Here is a 17,449-nt window from a genome sequence, read left to right on the forward strand (position 1 = left end):
GAAATATCACGAGTTACTATTAAAACCTTCACTACTGATACTTTTGCTGTAAATAATTTGTATAATCTTCTCCAATTTCTTCGTCACTCAAAGGTGTTGAGGTTGTAGTGGCAATTCCTCGCAGTCCTGTTAAAGTTCCTTGGGGAATTTTATTAGCTGGTGGGATTACTATAGACTGTGTTTTTTGCTTAAGAAACTCTACAAAATCTAATACTTCATTTACTTGCTCCGTTGGCATTGTTTTAACAATCTCATAAGTTTTTTCTGGTGCTTCCATGTTTTTAACTTTTTTAAGATATTTTGTTATTGCCCCAAAACCTACTTAAGATTGCTAGAACCCTTAGAAATGCGCTCTTGTTGTTCCGCCGTCAGCCAACTAGCTCTCGAAAACTGACTTTGAGGCGATAGATATTCACGACGAGCAGAGTCATACTCTAATATTTCCCCTGTTTCAATGTGGTACATCCAACCATGAAGCTCAATTTCACCTTTATGCAGCTTGGAACGAATTGATGGATAAGTCCGCAAATTCTCTAGTTGAGTAAGCACATTTTCCTCAATAGTTACCTGCAATAATTGTTCGCCTTCGTAGTGTTGGTAATTATCCTTAACCGTGCGGCGCGTGGCTTCAGTGTGTTTGAGCCATTGATAAACTAAGGGCATATCTTCCTCTAACTTATCCAATTTTAGTAATCCTTTCATCGCGCCACAGTGAGAGTGACCGCAAACAATAATTTCTCTAATTCCCAACGCTTGCACAGCGTATTCTACCGCCGCGCCTTCCCCACCATTAGCCGCACCATAGGGCGGAATGATATTACCAGCATTGCGGATAATAAACATTTCCCCTGGTTCGCTTTGGGTAATCAAATTTGGGTCAATTCGAGAATCAGAGCAAGTAATAAATAACACTCTTGGATGCTGTCCTTGAGAGAGCAACTCAAACATTTCCCGGTGAGTTGTTAAGTAATTTGTCTGAAAGCTATGTACACCTTGAATTATCTTTTTCATCTTGTTTTTTTAAGTAGTACAGTGCTTTAAGAATTTATTTTTAACTATTTGCTTCAATCAATTGAGAAGTAACCAGCCGATCCATCCACCCTTCTAAATAAACTTGGTTAGCTTTTTGATCAGCCGGATCTTGGCTATCGAGGGGGTAAGGCATTAATCCCAAAATGGCGGCGGTGGTAACACAAAACATCGACTTTTGAAAACTGATACAAATTTGTACCCGTAAATCGTCTTCTCCTCGACGACTGCGATCGCGGTAAAGGTCATGGATATAATCTGGGAGATAATGCCGCATATCTTGCATTAACAACGTTGGAGGAATGCCCGAACCGCCAACAGGCAAAGGATCGGCGTACAAAGCGCCATAATCAAAGCGAGTCAAATCCGGCGGAATTTGATGCGCCTGAGCGTTGTAAGAAACCGTCCCTGAAAATGGTGTACCCCGAAAGAAAATTGCTTCTACATAAGGGACGGCGGTATCTGCTAAAAATGTTATCCCCGCCGACGCTGGAATAATGTCATAACTGCAACCATCTAGCTTAACAGCGTAATTAATCGGTAAACTAGCCGCCGCAACTAAGCCATTTTTGATGTGGTCTACAACTTGGGGAATCGACTGGATTTCACCTTTATCAAACAAGTCGCTTAAGTTCAAAAACATCTCGCTCATTACCCGCCAAAACTGCCCTAGGGCGCTGTAATAAACTTGTTGGCGTACTTGTTCGGGGAGATAGTCGGGGAAAAGTTGATTTAATCCCAACATCAGCGGATTTTGCTTAAATCTTGCCTTAATTGCTGCTTGACTATATGCCATAAATTCTGGCGAATCTAAATACTTATCTAAAGCGCCGCCACCATGCCAAAGCATACCTTTCATACAGTATTCGGCGTATTCGTAATTAATGCGATCGCCCCACCAATGTTTCAGCAGTTTTTTTAAGGAAACATCGCCATTGAAGTATTTAAAAAAGGGAAAAATCACCAAAAACTGATGCTCAGAAATGTAGATTAAATTTTTGTAGTAAGCTTCTAGCACGATGCCGTAGCTTTTCAAGATCCCGACTACATCTAAAACATTTTCTTTACTATCTTTTAGCAAAGCTTCCCCAGTTTTTAGCCGCTCAATATACGCCGCTAAGGGATGACTAGATTTTGAACTTGTAATGTCGATCATCGCTGATACTCGTTTAAAGTGCTGTGACGGCTAACAATAGCTGTGGGTGTTGGTATAATTGTGGTTGCGGAAAGTTTGGGTACGGATGATTCCGTCCCAAACCTTTGCAAGAGGGTAACCTCACTCCAACGCAACATCCAAGCAGGTTGTAACCCAAATATTACAATCGCCGCCGCTAAAATCATGGCTGGAGTGCGGTCAAACCAACTCACCGGGGGCAAATTAAGCGCCGGGGTAGAAAGACGACCAAAAAAGACGCGGTTAACTAACAGCAAAAAGTAAACGGCGGTCAAACCCGTACCAATCATACAGAGCAATGTTTGGGTAGGAAACATTGCAAAACTACCGCGAAATACCAGAAATTCCGAGATAAAACCTACCATTCCCGGTATACCCGAACTTGCCATCACTCCCAATACCATTAAGCTACCAATTAAAGGCAAACCGCGTTCGGGGTTCAATAAACCGCGCAAAGTGTCTAAGTTGCGAGTGCCAGTTTTTTGATAGACTACACCCACCAATAAGAACAGTAGCGCGGAAATTAGCCCATGACTAACCATTTGAAAAACGGCGGCTAATAAGCTTAAAGAAGTAGCACTAGCCGCCGCTAAAAGCACGTAACCCATATGAGCAATAGAGCTATAAGCTACCATTTTTTTCATATCAGTTTGGGCGATCGCAGTAAAAGCCCCATAAAGTACGCTAACTACCGCCCAATTCGCCAGTATCGGCGCTAAAACTGTCCAAGCTTCGGGAAATAAACCTAAACCAAACCGCAATATTCCATAAGTACCTAATTTCAGCAAAACTCCCGCTAATAGCACCGATACGGGGGTTGAGGCTTCAACGTGAGCATCGGGTAGCCAGGTGTGGAAAGGAACTAAAGGAATTTTAATCCCAAAGCCAATTATTATCGCCCCCAAAAGTATTAGTTGCTGTCCAACAGGTAAAGCTTGGGATAATAAAGGCTGATAATCAAAGTTGGTCGAACCACTTAGCCAAGTTAATCCTAAAAATGCTGCCAGAATTAAAATGCCGGAAATAGCTGTATAAATCAGAAATTTTGTGGCTGCATAGGCGCGTTTTTCCCCTCCCCAAATAGCAATAAGTAAGTATAAGGGGATTAACTCTAGCTCGTAGAATAAGAAAAACAGCAACAAGTTATCCGCCAAAAAAGCGCCAACTACACCTGTGTTTAGCAGCAACAGCAAAATGTAATAAAACCTAGGACGACTTACAGATTTATCGCTACTATAAATTGCAATCCAAGTTAGCAAGCTATTTAAAGCCAGCAAAGGCAAAGATAAACCATCTACCCCCAATTGATAGCGCAGTCCAATCGAGTCTATCCAGGGTAGAGATTCAGTAAGTTGCAAACTTGGGTTAGTAATATCAAATTGAGTAACAATAACTATTGTCCAGCCCAAAGAAAGCGCGATCGCAATTATCGCTCCAAGTCTAAAGCTATTGGGGTTGGCTTTTCTAGGCAATAGACCAATAATAATTGCCCCTAATATCGGTATCCAAATTAAAGCACTGAGCATCGTTCTCCTAGAATCCCCACATAAATCGCGTCAAAACTAAACCCAATAGACCAACACCGACAATGATTGTCAGCATATAACCTTGAGACTGTCCCGATACGCTGTACTTCAAACTTTCGCCGCTAAAAATAGACGCTAAACCTACTAAATTCACCGCTCCATCGACAACGTAGCGGTCAAACCAATTGCTAAACCGCGAGATTTGATTGACAGCAAAAACAACACTCACGCGGTACAACCTATCGATGTAAAAGTCGTACCCTAGTAAGTCTTGCACCACTCGCCAAGGCAATTGTAGTGATCGCGACCAAGCTTTATGCAGATATACAGTACCGCCAATCGTGCAGCCAACAACGCTCGACAAAAACAGCGCCGCCACCGAAGGTTTATTAACATATTCCCACGTCGGTAATAAAGACCAGCGCTGTAACATCAACGGCACTAACAAATTGACAATTATTAACGACACCATCGGCACAGCCATTGTCCAACCAACTTCCGGTGTCCGTCGCGTCTTTTGTTGGGGCGATCCTAAAAACACCAGTCTAAATAAGCGAGTCAAATTTAAAGCCGTTAAAGCATTAACTACGAGCAAAACCCCAACTAACCAAGGTTGTTCTACCCACAAGTCATCTACCCCTAGTTGCAGCGCCCAAAAACTTCCCAAAGGCAACAGCCCAACCATTCCCGCCGACCCAACTATAAAGGCTGTGGTTGTGGCTGGCATCCGCGACCACAAGCCGCCCATTTCCGTTAAATCTTGGTTTGTAGTTGTTTGAATTACCGAGCCAACACTCATAAATAATAAGGCTTTGGCGATCGCATGAGTAAATAACAACATCAATGCAAACCCCGTCCATTGCTCCCCAATGGCAATAAATACTAACCCTAAATAAGCGCTAGTAGAGTGCGATAAGGCACGTTTAATATCAATTTGAGCGATCGCTACTAATGAAGCACCAATCGACGTTACCGTACCAATAACTACTAAGGTGGCTAAAGCGATCGGTGACAAACTGAAAATTGGCTGAAGGTCAATTAATATATAAGCTCCGCAAGCTACTACTACAGAGTTTCGTAAAATTGATGCAGGATTTGGCCCTTCCATTGCTTCATCTAGCCACAAATGCAAAGGAAATTGAGCGCATTTGCCGATAGAGCCAGCAATCAAAGATAATCCTAATAAATTTGCTGTCAAAGGCGATAAATTAGCATTTTCTGCCCACTCGTATAAGTCAGGATAGTCTAAGCTTCCTGCCATCGTTGCTAAAGTTACAACCCCCATCAGCAGTAAAATGTCTCCCACCCGCTTTGTTAAAAATGCGTCGCGCGCGGCGGTGACAACTAAGGGTTGAGCGTACCAAAACCCTACCAATAAATAAGTTGATAAAGTCAGTAGTTCTAGCAATATGTAAGTTAAAAGCAAAGAATTACTAATAGCTATGCCGCTCATCGCCCCAGCAAAAAATCCCATCAACGCAAAGAAACGTCCCAAAGCCCAGTCTCTTTCCATATATCCCAGGGCAAAAAGTTGAGCCAAAAGACTTAACCCCGTCACCACTTCCAAAGCGCCCACGTTTATCGACGAGATATCTACACTCAACGTCAAATCTATATCAGCGACTTGCAGCCAATGAAATACTAATCTAAGCGGCTGGTGATCCCAAGTTAAAGGAAAAATCAGCGTGCTATGCACGAACGCTAATACTGTCATCAATAAATTAACGTAAGCCGCCGGTCGCGGCCCCGTACGGCGAATGAGACCTGTAGACCAAGGAAGGGTCACTATAGCGCCAAGCAAGCCATAACAAGGAATCCACCAACCCACTTGTAGGAGGAACTGAGCCATTGAAATTACCATTGATAGTTAAGTAACATTTAATCCCTATAGAACTTCACCAAAATAGTTATAGGGAACTTAGGAAGATATATAAAGTTGAGATTTTATCAAAGATCCTGTTATTTATGTCTTAATCCTGCTATTTATTCATCTTAGAGCTTTCAGTCCGCAAAATAATTCCTGAAACTATAAGCTTTGTTTATCAGGATTCCTTTACTAAACTTATTTTATGATTTGTTAAGTTTATTGATTAGTTTCGCGATCGCCTTTTTTTCCTTGATGCTTGGCGATCGCCTATTCTTTAATAAGTAAACTTAATAAGTGGTATATATACTTATCATTAAAAATTATATTGTCAAAGTAACAGCCGTCACTTTATTCTTAAGTTCAGCACCCTAAAGAGCTTTGCTAAATAAACAAATAATGGCTACCCCCGTGAAAATTCTCATGTGGGAAATTGCCATGAAATATTAGCGTCAAAGACTCGTACAATTGAGACTGATAGGAGAATTAAATGTCAATAGCTGTTGGAATGATTGAGACTAAAGGCTTCCCTGCGATCGTTGAAGCAGCAGATGCTATGGTCAAAGCGGCCCGCGTGACGCTCGTGGGTTATGAAAAAATTGGTAGCGCTCGCGTCACCGTAATTATTCGGGGCGACGTTTCTGAGGTGCAAGCCTCTATAGCCGCCGGAGTTGAATCGGTCAAACGGGTAAATGGTGGAGAAGTATTATCTACTCACGTCATTGCTCGTCCTCACGAAAATCTAGAGTATGTTCTCCCGATTCGTTACACCGAAGAAGTAGAACAATTTCGGATGTAAATAAGAGTAGCCGAGATTTGCGAAAAGATCGGCGCATTTAGTACAAAATCACCAAAAAAATTATCTAAGGATTAAAACTCATGGCAATTGCCGTTGGAATGATCGAAACTCTAGGGTTTCCCGCCGTTGTTGAAGCTGCCGATGCTATGGTTAAAGCAGCACGAGTCACTTTAGTAGGTTACGAAAAAATTGGTAGCGGTCGCGTCACCGTAATCGTTCGGGGAGACGTTTCTGAGGTGCAAGCCTCCGTAGCTGCCGGGGTAGACAACGTTAAAAGAGTTAACGGCGGTCAAGTATTATCTACTCACATCATCGCGCGTCCTCATGAAAACCTAGAGTACGTTCTACCTATCCGCTACACCGAAGAAGTAGAACAATTCCGCGATAGTGTCAGTGGCAGAGCGCTCCATTCTGGCCCTTACACTAGACCATAAATGCAAATTGCCAAAGTTCGTGGCACGGTAGTTAGCAATTATAAAGAACCGAGTCTTAGCGGTGTAAAGTTCCTCCTACTGCAACTTGTAGATGAGGAGGGACGCTTATTACCCAAGTATGAAGTAGCAGCCGATTTCGTAGGGGCAGGGCTAAATGAATGGGTGCTTTTCAGTCGTGGAAGTGCTGCCCGTCAAGTTAGAGGGAGTGAATCGCGTCCGGTAGATGCCGCCGTAGTGGCGATTATTGATACCGTCAGTGTTGACAATCTCTCTATTTACAACAAAAAAGACGAATATCGCTAATTGATTGCAGCATTAAATTCTTAATTTGGAGAATATACCTATGGCGAAGCGTAGTTCCGCCGCTCCCCCTACCCCTTGGTCAAAAAGTCTCACAGAACCAAAAATTGACAAGAGTGCCTACATTCACTCTTTTTCAAACATTATTGGGGATGTACGGATTGACAGCAATGTCATGATTGCCCCCGGTACTTGCATTCGTGCTGACCAAGGCAATCCTTTCTACATCGGCAAAAGTACAAGTATTCAAGATGGCGTAGTAATTAATGGTTTAGAGACAGGACAAGTTGTCGGCGATGACAACAAATCTTACTCCGTTTGGATTGGGAGTAATACTTCAATTACTCACATGACCCTAATTCACGGGCCCGCCTACATCGGCAACAATTCTTTTATTGGGTTTCGCTCGACAATATTTAATTCTCGTATTGGTGAAGGCTGTATCGTCATGATGCACGCCTTGATTCAAGACGTAGAAATTCCCCCAGGTAAGTATGTCCCGTCAGGCAGCATAATTACCACCCAGCAGCAAGCAAATCGTCTTCCCAACGTCCAAGAAGCGGATAAAAATTTTGCTCATCATGTCGCCGGGGTAAACGAAGCTTTAAGGGCAGGCTATCACTGTGTTGATGATGTTGATTGCATTACGCCAATTAGGGAAGAACTAAATAGAACTTACGCCTTGAGTCCAACAGATTCGCAAAAAAGTATTAACAAACAGGAATATCAAGAAATGGGTGTAAATAGAGAAGTAATGGAACAGGTGCGCGATTTGCTGGCTCAAGGCTATCGTATTGGTATGGAACACGCCGACGAGCGGAGATTTCAAACAAGTTCTTGGAAAAGCTGCGCCACAATTCAATCAAGTCGAGATTTTGAAGTATTTGCCGAAATCTCCGCTTGCTTAGAAGAGCATGGCGGCGAATATGTAAGGATAATTGGCATCGATACCAAAGCTAAGAAGCGAATATTAGAAACAATTATTCAAAGACCAAGCGATCGCCCCGGTAGCGGTAATGGTAGTAATAGTTATACGCCTAGCCGCTCTAATAGTTATACGCCAAGTAGCTACAGTAGTAAAGTTAGTAGCAGTGTATTACCTGCTGAAGCTGTAGAGCAAGTCCGCAACCTGTTAGCTCAAGGCTACCGCATCGGGACAGAACATGCCGACAAGCGCCGTTTTCAGACTAGCTCGTGGCATAGTTGCAGCCCCATTGATGCCAAAGGCGAATCTGATGCGATCGCAGCATTAGAAGAATGTATCGCAAATCATGGCGGCGAATACGTGCGAATGGTAGGTATTGATCCCAAAGCCAAGCGCCGGATATCTGAAACTATTATCCAAAGACCCGATGGCAACAATAATATTACGCCATCAACTAGCCGATCCACAGCTACCGCCAGTAGTTCAAGCCGTAGCTCCGCAGCTACCAGCACCCGGCTTAGTGCCGAAATTGTCCAGCAAGTAAGCCAGTTGCTCTCTCAAGGCTGCCAAGTTAGCACCGAATACGCCGACGAACGCAGATATAAAATCAATTCCTGGCAAAGTGGCGGCGTAATTCAATCTCAGCGAGATGCGGAAGTAATTGCGGCTCTAGAATCGACCATAGACGAACATAGTGGCGCTTACGTGCGGCTAATTGGCATTGACCCCAAAGCAAAACGCCGAGTTTGCGAAGTGTTAATTCAACGACCGAGCAAGTAGGACGCATTACTTTAAAAAGCAGATAACTTGATTCCTGTTAAATTCCAGAGACTGTATCTTGATGAAGTTCCCCCCCTTACAGCCCATTAGCAATACTGAATATTATGTTAATGGCGATGTGACTATTCACCCTGGCGCTGCGATCGCACCAGGGGTTCTCCTGCAAGCCGACCCAGAAAGCCAAATTATCGTTGGTGCTGGGGCTTGTATAGGTATGGGCGCAGTTTTGCACGCCTATCAAGGAGTTTTAGAAGTAGGGGAAAGCGCCAACATTGGCACGGGAGTTTTGATCGTAGGCAAAGGTAAAATCGGTACTAATGCTTGCATTGGCTCGATGACAACAATTTTTAACTGCTCCGTAGAGTCTGGGCAAGTCCTAGCGCCGGGGACGCTATTGGGTGACTCAAGCCGCCCAATAGAGGATCAATTACCAGAAAATGTACCGGAAGTTGTAGAACCATCAAACGGTCAAGTAGCCGAGCCTGTAAGTGTCAACAGCGCCCCCGCCGAGGTAGCCGAGGTTACTATAGAAGAACCCCAAGCGCCGGAACCTGTAGCCAAGGCAAATAACCCAGTTTATGGGGAAGAAAGCCTTAACCGATTATTATCGACCCTGTTACCCCATAGGCAAGCTTTAAATCGCCCATTAGATAATAGTCCCAGTAGCAGTTAAGGAGTTTACCCAAGAGGTTTAGAATGGAGGGAAATAACCAACAACACTTGCAAGATTTTAGAGACAAAGCCCTAGGTTTAGTATCGACTGGCAGTTTTCCGGCGATCGTGCGCGTTGCTGACGAAATGCTCAAAACCTCAGAAGTAACATTAGTAGGTTACGAAAAGATTGGTAGCGGTCATTGTACGGCGATCGTTCGTGGCGGCATTTCTAATGTGCGTTTGGCTGTAGAAGTTGGCGCAGAAGTTGCCCAGCAGTTGGATCAATTAATATCTAGTTTAGTTATTGCTCGACCTTTACCAAACTTGGAATTAGTTTTACCGATTGGTACTCGTTTAGCTCAACTGACTCAAAGACAAACAAAGAGCAGTCTCAGCAATCAAGCCATCGGTCTAATTGAAACTAGAGGTTTTCCGGCAATGGTAGGGGCAGCCGATGCTATGCTCAAAGCGGCAGATGTGCAACTTTCGGCCCATGAATTTATTGGTGCGGGTTTGTGTACGGCAATTATTCGCGGCTCAGTAGCAGATGTGGCAGTGGCGGTGGAAGCTGGAATGCACGAAGCAAGAAGGATTGGGGAATTGAACGCCGTAATGGTGATTTCGCGACCTATGGAAGACTTAGAACAAACTCTGCCTATAGCTAGTTGTTGGCTAGAAAGACCTCAGCCATTAGTTATCCCGATAAAGATTAAAGAAACTGAGAAAGAATTAGTCGAATTACCAGAATTAGAGCAGTTAACCGTTCAGCTTGAAGAACAGTTAGAAGAATTATAGTGCGATCGCACTTTTTCCCAAATAACAGGTTTTAATTCTCTAAAATTTAATAAAAGATAGCATAGCAGTTAATTAAACTTAATAGCTCCTAGTATCTAACTCGTAAAAAAGCCTGTTGCCAGCCATAAAAAAACAATTTATAGAAATCGCTGCCAGATAGTTGCTTCTAAGTTGTGTAGAAAACTTTATTGCAAATTATCAGCAAGATCGATGATTTTGTTCTTAGTATAATTACGCAGTTAATCGAGAAATTTACTAGAAAAATCAGTGAATTCCTTGATGAATAAACACTTGAAATATCATAAAAGTTTAATATAACCAACATTTAATTCAAGAAATTTTGGCTAAATTTTCAGTTGCATCAACTACAAAGCCATAGCTTCAAGTTAATCACTCTCTAAAAAACAGGAATATTCGCCCATGGTAGCCTTACCTTTGAATAAAATTGTTACTCCTAAAAAGGAATTTTAAAAAGTTGAACATCCTTTAAAACATCAGTATCCGCAAAGAAACGCCCACTATAGTTTTACAGATTACTTTCACTTCCAGAGTGATCGCGGCATAGTTACAGACTGGAACGAAAGCCGCAATATGTTTGCTAGTGAAGATTTTATTATCGGTTTAATTGAAGGCTTAGAGGAAGAAGTAGGCTCGGCTTCTGGTGTCGTAATGTACAATATCGGCTACCAATGGGGGATGAGAGATGCTAAGTTTTTCCAGCAATGGTTTGAGCAAGAGTACAAGAAAACTATCCGGGAAGTAAATTCAGTCTTCATGCTAGAAGCTTGGTGGTGGCCCTTTACCGCTCAAGGTTGGGGCAACTGGGAAGTAGATATGAGCGAACATAAAAATGGATTTATGTTTGTCAACATTTTTGACTCGGCGGTAGCAAGAACTTTGGGCGATGTTGGTAAACCTGTATGCCACATTTACGCTGGCTTATTTGCTGGTTTCTTTAGCGATATTGTCAAAAAATCTTTGAGTTGCATCGAAATTCAATGTTACTCAATGGGGGAAACCTACTGTAATAAACCTACTTTTACCAAACAAATGTTAAAACAACTAGCCCAATTGAGCAACGAGACTGAAGGACGTTATGCTTCGAGTACCGAACTTCAATTTATCAAAGACTATATTGAGTCTGTAGATACGCGCATCAGTGCTTACGAGAAAATTCAACTCGCCGAAGCCGAAATTGTCAGCAAAGTAGCAGAGATTAGGAATGCGGCGGAACCAGAGTTGTTTGCCAAAGTTTCCCAAGTTGACGGTACTTCTGTATGCAGACGCGACTTTGCCAATATTTTACGCCACTCCGCCGCCGCCTTATTATTTGACGATCGCGATCGGATGCCGGAAAACTTTTTACTTTGGTACAAAATTATTGTGCGGACTTTTAGCTACGATCGCGCCGCAGGCGTAACTTATAAAGTTGTGCAAGAAGTCGCTCAAGAATACCTTACTACTCAAGAATCTACTTTATTCAATCCAATTTTACAACTCAACCAAGTTGTTCTCGGTTAAAAACCGCGATTATTAATTAGCAATTTATCGGAGATATTTTGACGTTATGCAATCAAGTTTAAATCAATCCAAAGCTCACGGTTGGTTAGATATTGTCGAAACCGTTTCTGTAATCGGTTCTATTGGTAGTTCTATTGCCTCTATTTTTATCAATCAAGCGGCTCTGGCTTCAATTCCTTTATCAATTACAGTGATGCTCAATTTAGTAAACCGCCGATTGCAGCTAGAAGCGATCGCTAAAAATAATCAAAGTGCGGTTTCTCAAATCATGCCAGCAGTGGAAGCAAATAGCCAGCAAATCGCCCAATTACAGCAGTCTACTTTTGACTACCCACAAGTTAAAAGCAACGTTCAAGAAAATTCCCAGAGCCTCCAGAGCCTTCAAAGCGCAAATTCTCGTATGCTCCAAGGTATGCTTCAAGAGCAAAACAATCTTCAAGGAAGACTTCATGCTATTGACGAACAGCTAACCCATTCTAGCCAAGACTTTAACCAACTCAAGAGCGATACCCAAGAATACACTCAAATGTTGCAAACAAGTCAATTAGAAGTTGCCGAACTCCTGCAAGGTAAAGCTAAAGTTGAAACCACTATTGAGTCTTTAACTGCACACTTAGTAGAAATTCAAGAGATTATTCCTAGCTTAGTTGAAGGCAATAGCAACTTGATGGATTACACCAAACTTCAAAGCTTATATGAGGAGCAAATGGAAATTGTTAGAAAAGTAGGTTGTTTGCGCGAAATTGATAGTTCCACTCAATCAATTCGGATTGCTCCCCACGATGCTGATGCTTACTACAAACGCGGTCTTAGCTTCCAAGCTTTAGGAGATAATCAAGGCTGTATTGGCGACTTTACCGAAGCAATTAAACTCAATTCTAGCCATGCGTTCGCTTACTATAGTCGCGGTTTAGCTGCTATCGAGCTAGGTAATAAAAAAAGCGCAGTTCAAGATTTACGGGAAGCTGCCAAATTATTTTTTGAGGCTGGCGATATTACCAGCTACCAATTAGCAAAAGACTCTAGTAACCAAATTCATGAGCGAACATCAGTTAGCGCTGAAACTGCCACACAAGTTGCTGTCGGAAGTTTGTTTGCCTAGGTTATACGTTTTATCAGCAACATATTTTAATATGAATAATCAACCTAGTAGACTTCGGCAAACAGAATCAAAGTATTGTGACTTAGAGTTAGTAGGACAAGGTCAATTTGGGCGAGTTTTTCGAGCTACTCATAAAATAAGCGGACAAATAGTTGCACTTAAAGAATTAGAAACAAATCGCTTTCCTACAGCTAAATTTTTACGAGAATTACACTTTTTAATTAGCTTGCAGCATCCTAATGTTGTTACTTTTCAAGGTTTAGAGCATACCTCAACAGGCAGATATTTAGTAATGGATTATTGCGATGGAGGTAGTCTACGCAATCTTATGAATAGAGAAGGAAAACTAAGTTTAGCTTTGAGTTTAAAGTTAGTTATTAATATTCTCGCTGGATTAGAGCATATTCATAGCCGCAAAATTATTCACCGAGATATTAAGCCAGAAAATATTTTACTCAGCCAAGATACCACAGGGTTGATAGCGCGCGTTGCTGATTTTGGGATGTCTAAAATCAATTATGAACTTAGCACCGATAAGCAAGACGATTGTGCGGGTTCTCCTGCTTATATGGCTCCAGAGCGCTTTTACGGTCAGTATTCTCCTGCTTCTGATTTGTACGCTGTAGGTATAATATTATTTGAGTTGATAGTGGGTTTACGTCCCTTTTCTGGCTTACCTGGTGAACTATTAAAAGCCCACATAAATCAAGCGGTAGTAATTCCCGAAGCCGTACCTTTTTTGTTACGCTCTACCATTACTAAAGCGATGCAAAAGCTACCATCTAATCGATTTAGTTCGGCAACAGAGATGCTAAAATCTGTGCAACTGGCGGCGCAAATAGAGGACGCAAGTAGTAACATTGTGCCTCCATCAGAATCGGTGTTTGAGTTTTCTTTTTTTGGTGTGTGATTTTTTACTTAATCTAAGGTAAAAATAATACATTATTTGTTAGTTGCCTTGAGCTACATATTGATGATTGAATTTGCCTGAATAAAAATATGAATTTAACTACAAAACTTTCTTTCTCAAATTGTTATTATCTCCGCAAAATCTTAATACAGCACTCCAAAGATTTGCAATGGATATTAGCATAAAATACTGGGGTTTGCCTTAATTCTTCTGAAGACTTGAAACAACTCTTAGACAGCGTATATTTGGAGGATATTTTAGAACAGCTTTTACAACGGTTGTATGGGGAGGGAAAGGAATTTGATGCCAAAGTTCAGCAATTAGAACTTTTGTGCTTATCTCATCAAAAACTTGTAGCCAAAAATCTCTTATACTCTGAAGAAATGTTAAATACTCAACAGCAAGTTTTTTGGCTTTTGGGTTTTAAAAGAATAGAAATCAAAACTGAGGAAATAGTTGTAGCTCTTAACCACCTAAGTAAATATAGTAGCAACTATTTAGGGGCAAAAATAACTGCAAATAATTGGCAAGGAAATCGCCCTAGTAATAATGATTGGCTAAACCATTTTTCTATCGACAGTTCAGCAAAATTTGCTTTTTCTGGTACGAATGCTGAACCAGAAAGCTTTTTACAACTGCAATTAATCCATACGTGGGTTACAAATTTTGTTCGACAGTATACAAAAACTTTTCGGGATTTTCCTCGCACTATTGAGCAAAAAAAATTAGGCGAAATAAAAGAGGGCTTATTGCTAACCCTTCTTGGTACTTACTCTGCTTGGTTAAATATAAATACAAAACCTGTACATAATTGGCTCAAGTGAGGGGGAATTACCCTTCATCAAACCCATCAGTAGATTTAGTCTCAATGGTTAAGTGTGGCAATCCTTCCAGCTTTTCTACTACCGAAGGTAAAGCTAGCTGTTCGGGTACAAATATAGTTAAACCTCCTGGTACGCACTCCACATCAATCGGGGTATAACCAATAATTTCCCCATCAAGAACTACTTTTTGCGGGGGTTCAGTTTTAATAATTACTCTTTTAGCTCGCAGATAACCGACATCATCACGTTCGGTAGCGCTTTCATTTAAAGCCGTTTGCAGCAAATGATAGGAAGCAGCGATCGCACCAGCGCGAGTTATTGGCGATACTACGGTTACATCCAACAAACCATCGTCAAAAACTACTCCGGCGGGCCCTTGAGCTAAAACCGATGTCGGTGGCGCAGCATTTGCAACGGTAATTGCCGCCGCACTGAGCTTAATAATTTTATCGGCGGTTTCGATCTCAGCTTCAAAAGATTCTAATTCTCGCAGTTGTTGAATCCCAGCCATTACATAGGCTAACACCCCAAACCGATTTTTGGCGCGGCGATCAGCCCTGTCTACAGTTTCAGCCTCAAAACCTATCCCTGCTAGTAACACCATCGGGCGATCGTTGCACTTGGCGGCATCAATTACCCGTGTCAAACCACCCAAAATTGTCTCGCAAGCCGCTTCAATAGTATCTGGCAATTCTAAGGCGGCGGCAAAAGCGTTGGCCGTACCGCGCGAAATAATCCCTAGAGGAATGTTTGTCCCTACTAAAGCACTGGCGGCGGCGGACAATGTGCCATCCCCTCCAGAGGCGATAATACTGGTGGCTCCTTGAGCAATAGCTTCAGTGGCGATCGCATCTGCGTCTAATTCTTCAGTAGTGAACCGGATATCTAACTCTATGGTTGGTTCTAATAACTCTCGAATCGTTGCCAAATCTTGCTCCGGATTACCTTGACCAGCCGAGGGATTAAATATAAGACAAGTTCCAGTTCTTTTCATAGGAGTAAACTTATTGCTTGAAATCCTTTGTAGTGTAACTTTTTGCTCGATATAATAAAATTAATTCTGCTATATCCAAGTATCTATTTAGTTAAAGGTTCTAAATATTTAATTGCTCAATAAAGGTAACAGAAAGAAAGCTAATTTTCACCCTATCTAAAGTTGTAATTAATATCTTATGCCCGACCCAATGATGTATCAACAGGACGAATTTGTTGTTTTAGAACCTAACCAACAAGAACAATTCCTCACCACTAGCGAGCTATTAGAAAAATTAAAAATAGTTTTGGCACATAGTCAGCATGAGTTACCGCAAGAACTACAAAGCTTTTCTTCTGTTGAAGAACAAGCTAATTATTTGATAGATACTAGCTGCGAATTAGTTTTGCAACCCGGTCAATATTTACAATGGTATGCTGTGCGCCTCGAAAAATAAAATCTATTTTTCTAAATCTCCCCCAACTAAAAAATCTAGCTTTTCGGCTCAGAAGTAGTAATTAATGCTAATTCAATAGCGTCTTGTTTTGGCTGAGTAATTTTAACTTCTACTCCAGGTGCAAAAAAACTTGTCATTTTCTGATGTTTTTCTTCCCAGGAATTTAACGGGATTAACGGCGAATAAAAATCAATAATTAGTGTATAAGCACCATTAGTTTCTGTTTCTCGTACACCTGTAATAAGCGGACGCTCTTCATCGCTAGGACTTAAACCTAGATGAGACAAAGAGCTATCAAGATGAGCGTCTTGTCCGTAACGGTAGCGAGTAATATCTTGGCGAATTTGATTTTGGGTGTCGGTAGCTTGCTGCTCTCGAAGGGTAGTAATAGCTGGGGTGGTAGGCTGCGTATAGGGTACGGGTTTTAATTCCGACACTTTCAGCGCTAACCCACCCAGTAACAATGGAATACCATAGAAAAAACCCACCAAGTTTAGGGTAGAATTACCGGAAAAATAAGCATAAAATCCAACAATTGTTAAACCACCACCAATAGTTAAACCGAGGGATCCTAATGAAGTTTGACGTAGCATGAGCTTAGGGCAACAAATATGTAGATATATTAATAAACCTAACCTCCTCTTGCCCGGAAACACAAGTAGCTTATCCTAGAACTTATTTTTAGAGCGTTACCCAGTAGCGGAGGCGAGAATTTATTAGCTTCTTTGTAAATAATTAATAAGACTGATGCCTAAATGACCTACCTATGGTAGGCTGCTTGTGTATTTTACAAACAAATACCGGAAACCTTAAACGAATAGCCCAGCTTAGGAAGTTGGAGCTAAATGTTATATTTTATGATCTGGACAAAGAATAAAGATTAGTACTTCCCTAGTGACTATTAAATATGAATGCCCTTCAACCTAGACAATCACTACAAACTGTAGCGCCTCGCCAGTTCGTCGCACCAAAAAGAAAAACCCGCCAACGCAGCCGCTTGCATCCTTACCAGGGAATAGCGCTGGAAAATACAGCTAAGTTAGTTGTCAATATGGTATTAGTTGCGGGAGCAGTGTCAGCTTTAGTAAAATTGTTGCCTTACAATATTTCTCAACAGGCGAAATTACAAGAAATCTCTACAGAAGTGAAGCAGACAGAAAGTCGTGTAGCCGACTTGCAAACAGATTTTAAACGCTCCTTCGCTCCAGAGCAGGCTAAAACAATTATGGCAGAGCAAAGCAGTCGCGTAGATCCAAGACAACGCCCAGTATTTATTGTGAAAAAATAAGGATAATTTTAGAAGCTATGGTTAGTAACTTGTAGTTCAATAGAGATTCCCCTAACCTCTCTTTTTAAAGTAGGAAATCTCTCCCAAGCTACGG

19 protein-coding genes and 1 pseudogene are annotated in these 17,449 nt (G+C 41.6%); 13 read left to right on the forward strand and 7 right to left on the reverse strand.

Features of this window, described 5'->3' with window-relative positions; all coding sequences use genetic code 11:
• Nucleotides 1-31: 31 nt before the first annotated feature.
• Genes C7B70_RS08965 through C7B70_RS08985 form a run of 5 tightly spaced genes read right to left on the reverse strand, consistent with a single transcriptional unit; the run spans nt 32 to nt 5,578 of the window.
• Nucleotides 32-277, reverse strand: a complete 246-nt coding sequence (locus tag C7B70_RS08965) for a DUF2281 domain-containing protein (RefSeq protein WP_106368710.1) — start codon at nt 275-277, stop codon at nt 32-34.
• A gap of 41 nt (nt 278-318) precedes the next feature.
• Nucleotides 319-1,011 carry a carbonic anhydrase gene (locus tag C7B70_RS08970; protein ID WP_106368711.1) on the reverse strand — a complete coding sequence of 231 codons (693 nt, stop codon included), beginning with the start codon at nt 1,009-1,011 and terminating at the stop codon, nt 319-321.
• Between the two features lie 40 nt (nt 1,012-1,051).
• Nucleotides 1,052-2,185, reverse strand: coding sequence for a CO2 hydration protein (locus tag C7B70_RS08975; RefSeq protein ID WP_106368712.1), 1,134 nt, complete (start codon nt 2,183-2,185; stop codon nt 1,052-1,054).
• Nucleotides 2,182-3,729, reverse strand: coding sequence for an NADH-quinone oxidoreductase subunit M (locus C7B70_RS08980; RefSeq protein ID WP_106368713.1), 1,548 nt, complete (start codon nt 3,727-3,729; stop codon nt 2,182-2,184). Before C7B70_RS08980 ends, C7B70_RS08975 begins: the two co-directional genes overlap by 4 nt.
• A gap of 7 nt (nt 3,730-3,736) precedes the next feature.
• The gene (locus C7B70_RS08985) at nt 3,737-5,578 is read right to left on the reverse strand and encodes an NAD(P)H-quinone oxidoreductase subunit F (RefSeq protein ID WP_106368714.1); all 1,842 of its coding nucleotides are present in this window, start codon (nt 5,576-5,578) and stop codon (nt 3,737-3,739) included.
• 505 nt (nt 5,579-6,083) lie between these two features.
• Between C7B70_RS08985 and C7B70_RS08990 the strand changes: the two genes are divergently transcribed.
• The 11 genes and pseudogenes from C7B70_RS08990 (at nt 6,084) to C7B70_RS09040 (ending at nt 14,637) form a co-directional block, all read left to right on the forward strand.
• Complete coding sequence (locus C7B70_RS08990) at nt 6,084-6,392, forward strand: carbon dioxide-concentrating mechanism protein CcmK (protein WP_106368715.1); 309 nt, start codon at nt 6,084-6,086, stop codon at nt 6,390-6,392.
• 80 nt (nt 6,393-6,472) lie between these two features.
• A complete protein-coding gene (locus C7B70_RS08995; RefSeq protein WP_009633978.1) occupies nt 6,473-6,826 on the forward strand; it encodes a carbon dioxide-concentrating mechanism protein CcmK in 354 nt (117 codons plus the stop codon).
• Nucleotides 6,827-7,129 (forward strand): EutN/CcmL family microcompartment protein, encoded by a 303-nt coding sequence (locus C7B70_RS09000; protein WP_106368716.1) that lies wholly within the window; start codon nt 6,827-6,829, stop codon nt 7,127-7,129. It abuts the gene before it with no gap.
• A 40-nt stretch (nt 7,130-7,169) separates the two neighbouring features.
• Entirely contained in the window at nt 7,170-8,831 is a 1,662-nt protein-coding gene (locus tag C7B70_RS09005; RefSeq protein ID WP_106368717.1) for a ribulose bisphosphate carboxylase small subunit, read from the forward strand.
• Nucleotides 8,832-8,892: 61 nt separating this feature from the next.
• Complete coding sequence (locus C7B70_RS09010; RefSeq protein ID WP_106368718.1) at nt 8,893-9,504, forward strand: transferase; 612 nt, start codon at nt 8,893-8,895, stop codon at nt 9,502-9,504.
• Between the two features lie 23 nt (nt 9,505-9,527).
• Nucleotides 9,528-10,280 carry a BMC domain-containing protein gene (locus tag C7B70_RS09015; protein ID WP_106368719.1) on the forward strand — a complete coding sequence of 251 codons (753 nt, stop codon included), beginning with the start codon at nt 9,528-9,530 and terminating at the stop codon, nt 10,278-10,280.
• A 471-nt stretch (nt 10,281-10,751) separates the two neighbouring features.
• Nucleotides 10,752-11,306: pseudogene (locus tag C7B70_RS09020) on the forward strand (V4R domain-containing protein); the annotation flags it as partial.
• A gap of 24 nt (nt 11,307-11,330) precedes the next feature.
• Entirely contained in the window at nt 11,331-11,801 is a 471-nt protein-coding gene (locus C7B70_RS27625; protein ID WP_106368750.1) for an allophycocyanin, read from the forward strand.
• 46 nt (nt 11,802-11,847) lie between these two features.
• The gene (locus C7B70_RS09030; protein ID WP_106368720.1) at nt 11,848-12,903 is read left to right on the forward strand and encodes a hypothetical protein; all 1,056 of its coding nucleotides are present in this window, start codon (nt 11,848-11,850) and stop codon (nt 12,901-12,903) included.
• A 31-nt stretch (nt 12,904-12,934) separates the two neighbouring features.
• Nucleotides 12,935-13,813, forward strand: coding sequence for a serine/threonine-protein kinase (locus C7B70_RS09035; protein WP_106368721.1), 879 nt, complete (start codon nt 12,935-12,937; stop codon nt 13,811-13,813).
• 218 nt (nt 13,814-14,031) lie between these two features.
• Nucleotides 14,032-14,637, forward strand: coding sequence for a hypothetical protein (locus C7B70_RS09040; RefSeq protein WP_146134022.1), 606 nt, complete (start codon nt 14,032-14,034; stop codon nt 14,635-14,637).
• Between the two features lie 7 nt (nt 14,638-14,644).
• Here C7B70_RS09040 and C7B70_RS09045 read toward each other — a convergent pair whose 3' ends face one another.
• Nucleotides 14,645-15,631 (reverse strand): YegS/Rv2252/BmrU family lipid kinase, encoded by a 987-nt coding sequence (locus C7B70_RS09045; protein WP_106368723.1) that lies wholly within the window; start codon nt 15,629-15,631, stop codon nt 14,645-14,647.
• 178 nt (nt 15,632-15,809) lie between these two features.
• Between C7B70_RS09045 and C7B70_RS09050 the strand changes: the two genes are divergently transcribed.
• Nucleotides 15,810-16,067, forward strand: coding sequence for a chlororespiratory reduction protein 7 (locus tag C7B70_RS09050; RefSeq protein WP_106368724.1), 258 nt, complete (start codon nt 15,810-15,812; stop codon nt 16,065-16,067).
• A 35-nt stretch (nt 16,068-16,102) separates the two neighbouring features.
• Here C7B70_RS09050 and C7B70_RS09055 read toward each other — a convergent pair whose 3' ends face one another.
• Nucleotides 16,103-16,660, reverse strand: a complete 558-nt coding sequence (locus tag C7B70_RS09055) for a DUF2854 domain-containing protein (RefSeq protein ID WP_106368725.1) — start codon at nt 16,658-16,660, stop codon at nt 16,103-16,105.
• A 314-nt stretch (nt 16,661-16,974) separates the two neighbouring features.
• Between C7B70_RS09055 and C7B70_RS09060 the strand changes: the two genes are divergently transcribed.
• Entirely contained in the window at nt 16,975-17,355 is a 381-nt protein-coding gene (locus tag C7B70_RS09060; RefSeq protein WP_106368726.1) for a hypothetical protein, read from the forward strand.
• The last annotated feature ends 94 nt before the right edge of the window (nt 17,356-17,449 follow it).

Origin of the sequence: Chlorogloea sp. CCALA 695 (assembly GCF_003003885.1) — a bacterium.
Taxonomy (GTDB): Bacteria; Cyanobacteriota; Cyanobacteriia; order Cyanobacteriales; family Chroococcidiopsidaceae; genus Aliterella.

Coding starts and splice junctions, on each gene's coding strand:
- C7B70_RS09035 (WP_106368721.1), top strand. CDS start 12,935: ATGAATAATCAACCTAGTAGACTTCGGCAAACAGAATCAAAGTATTGT.
- C7B70_RS08970 (WP_106368711.1), bottom strand. CDS start 1,011: ATGAAAAAGATAATTCAAGGTGTACATAGCTTTCAGACAAATTACTTA.
- C7B70_RS08990 (WP_106368715.1), top strand. CDS start 6,084: ATGTCAATAGCTGTTGGAATGATTGAGACTAAAGGCTTCCCTGCGATC.
- C7B70_RS09030 (WP_106368720.1), top strand. CDS start 11,848: ATGCAATCAAGTTTAAATCAATCCAAAGCTCACGGTTGGTTAGATATT.
- C7B70_RS09000 (WP_106368716.1), top strand. CDS start 6,827: ATGCAAATTGCCAAAGTTCGTGGCACGGTAGTTAGCAATTATAAAGAA.
- C7B70_RS09005 (WP_106368717.1), top strand. CDS start 7,170: ATGGCGAAGCGTAGTTCCGCCGCTCCCCCTACCCCTTGGTCAAAAAGT.
- C7B70_RS09055 (WP_106368725.1), bottom strand. CDS start 16,660: ATGCTACGTCAAACTTCATTAGGATCCCTCGGTTTAACTATTGGTGGT.
- C7B70_RS08980 (WP_106368713.1), bottom strand. CDS start 3,729: ATGCTCAGTGCTTTAATTTGGATACCGATATTAGGGGCAATTATTATT.
- C7B70_RS08995 (WP_009633978.1), top strand. CDS start 6,473: ATGGCAATTGCCGTTGGAATGATCGAAACTCTAGGGTTTCCCGCCGTT.
- C7B70_RS27625 (WP_106368750.1), top strand. CDS start 11,331: ATGTTAAAACAACTAGCCCAATTGAGCAACGAGACTGAAGGACGTTAT.
- C7B70_RS09045 (WP_106368723.1), bottom strand. CDS start 15,631: ATGAAAAGAACTGGAACTTGTCTTATATTTAATCCCTCGGCTGGTCAA.
- C7B70_RS08965 (WP_106368710.1), bottom strand. CDS start 277: ATGGAAGCACCAGAAAAAACTTATGAGATTGTTAAAACAATGCCAACG.
- C7B70_RS08975 (WP_106368712.1), bottom strand. CDS start 2,185: ATGATCGACATTACAAGTTCAAAATCTAGTCATCCCTTAGCGGCGTAT.
- C7B70_RS09060 (WP_106368726.1), top strand. CDS start 16,975: ATGAATGCCCTTCAACCTAGACAATCACTACAAACTGTAGCGCCTCGC.
- C7B70_RS08985 (WP_106368714.1), bottom strand. CDS start 5,578: ATGGCTCAGTTCCTCCTACAAGTGGGTTGGTGGATTCCTTGTTATGGC.
- C7B70_RS09015 (WP_106368719.1), top strand. CDS start 9,528: ATGGAGGGAAATAACCAACAACACTTGCAAGATTTTAGAGACAAAGCC.
- C7B70_RS09010 (WP_106368718.1), top strand. CDS start 8,893: ATGAAGTTCCCCCCCTTACAGCCCATTAGCAATACTGAATATTATGTT.
- C7B70_RS09050 (WP_106368724.1), top strand. CDS start 15,810: ATGCCCGACCCAATGATGTATCAACAGGACGAATTTGTTGTTTTAGAA.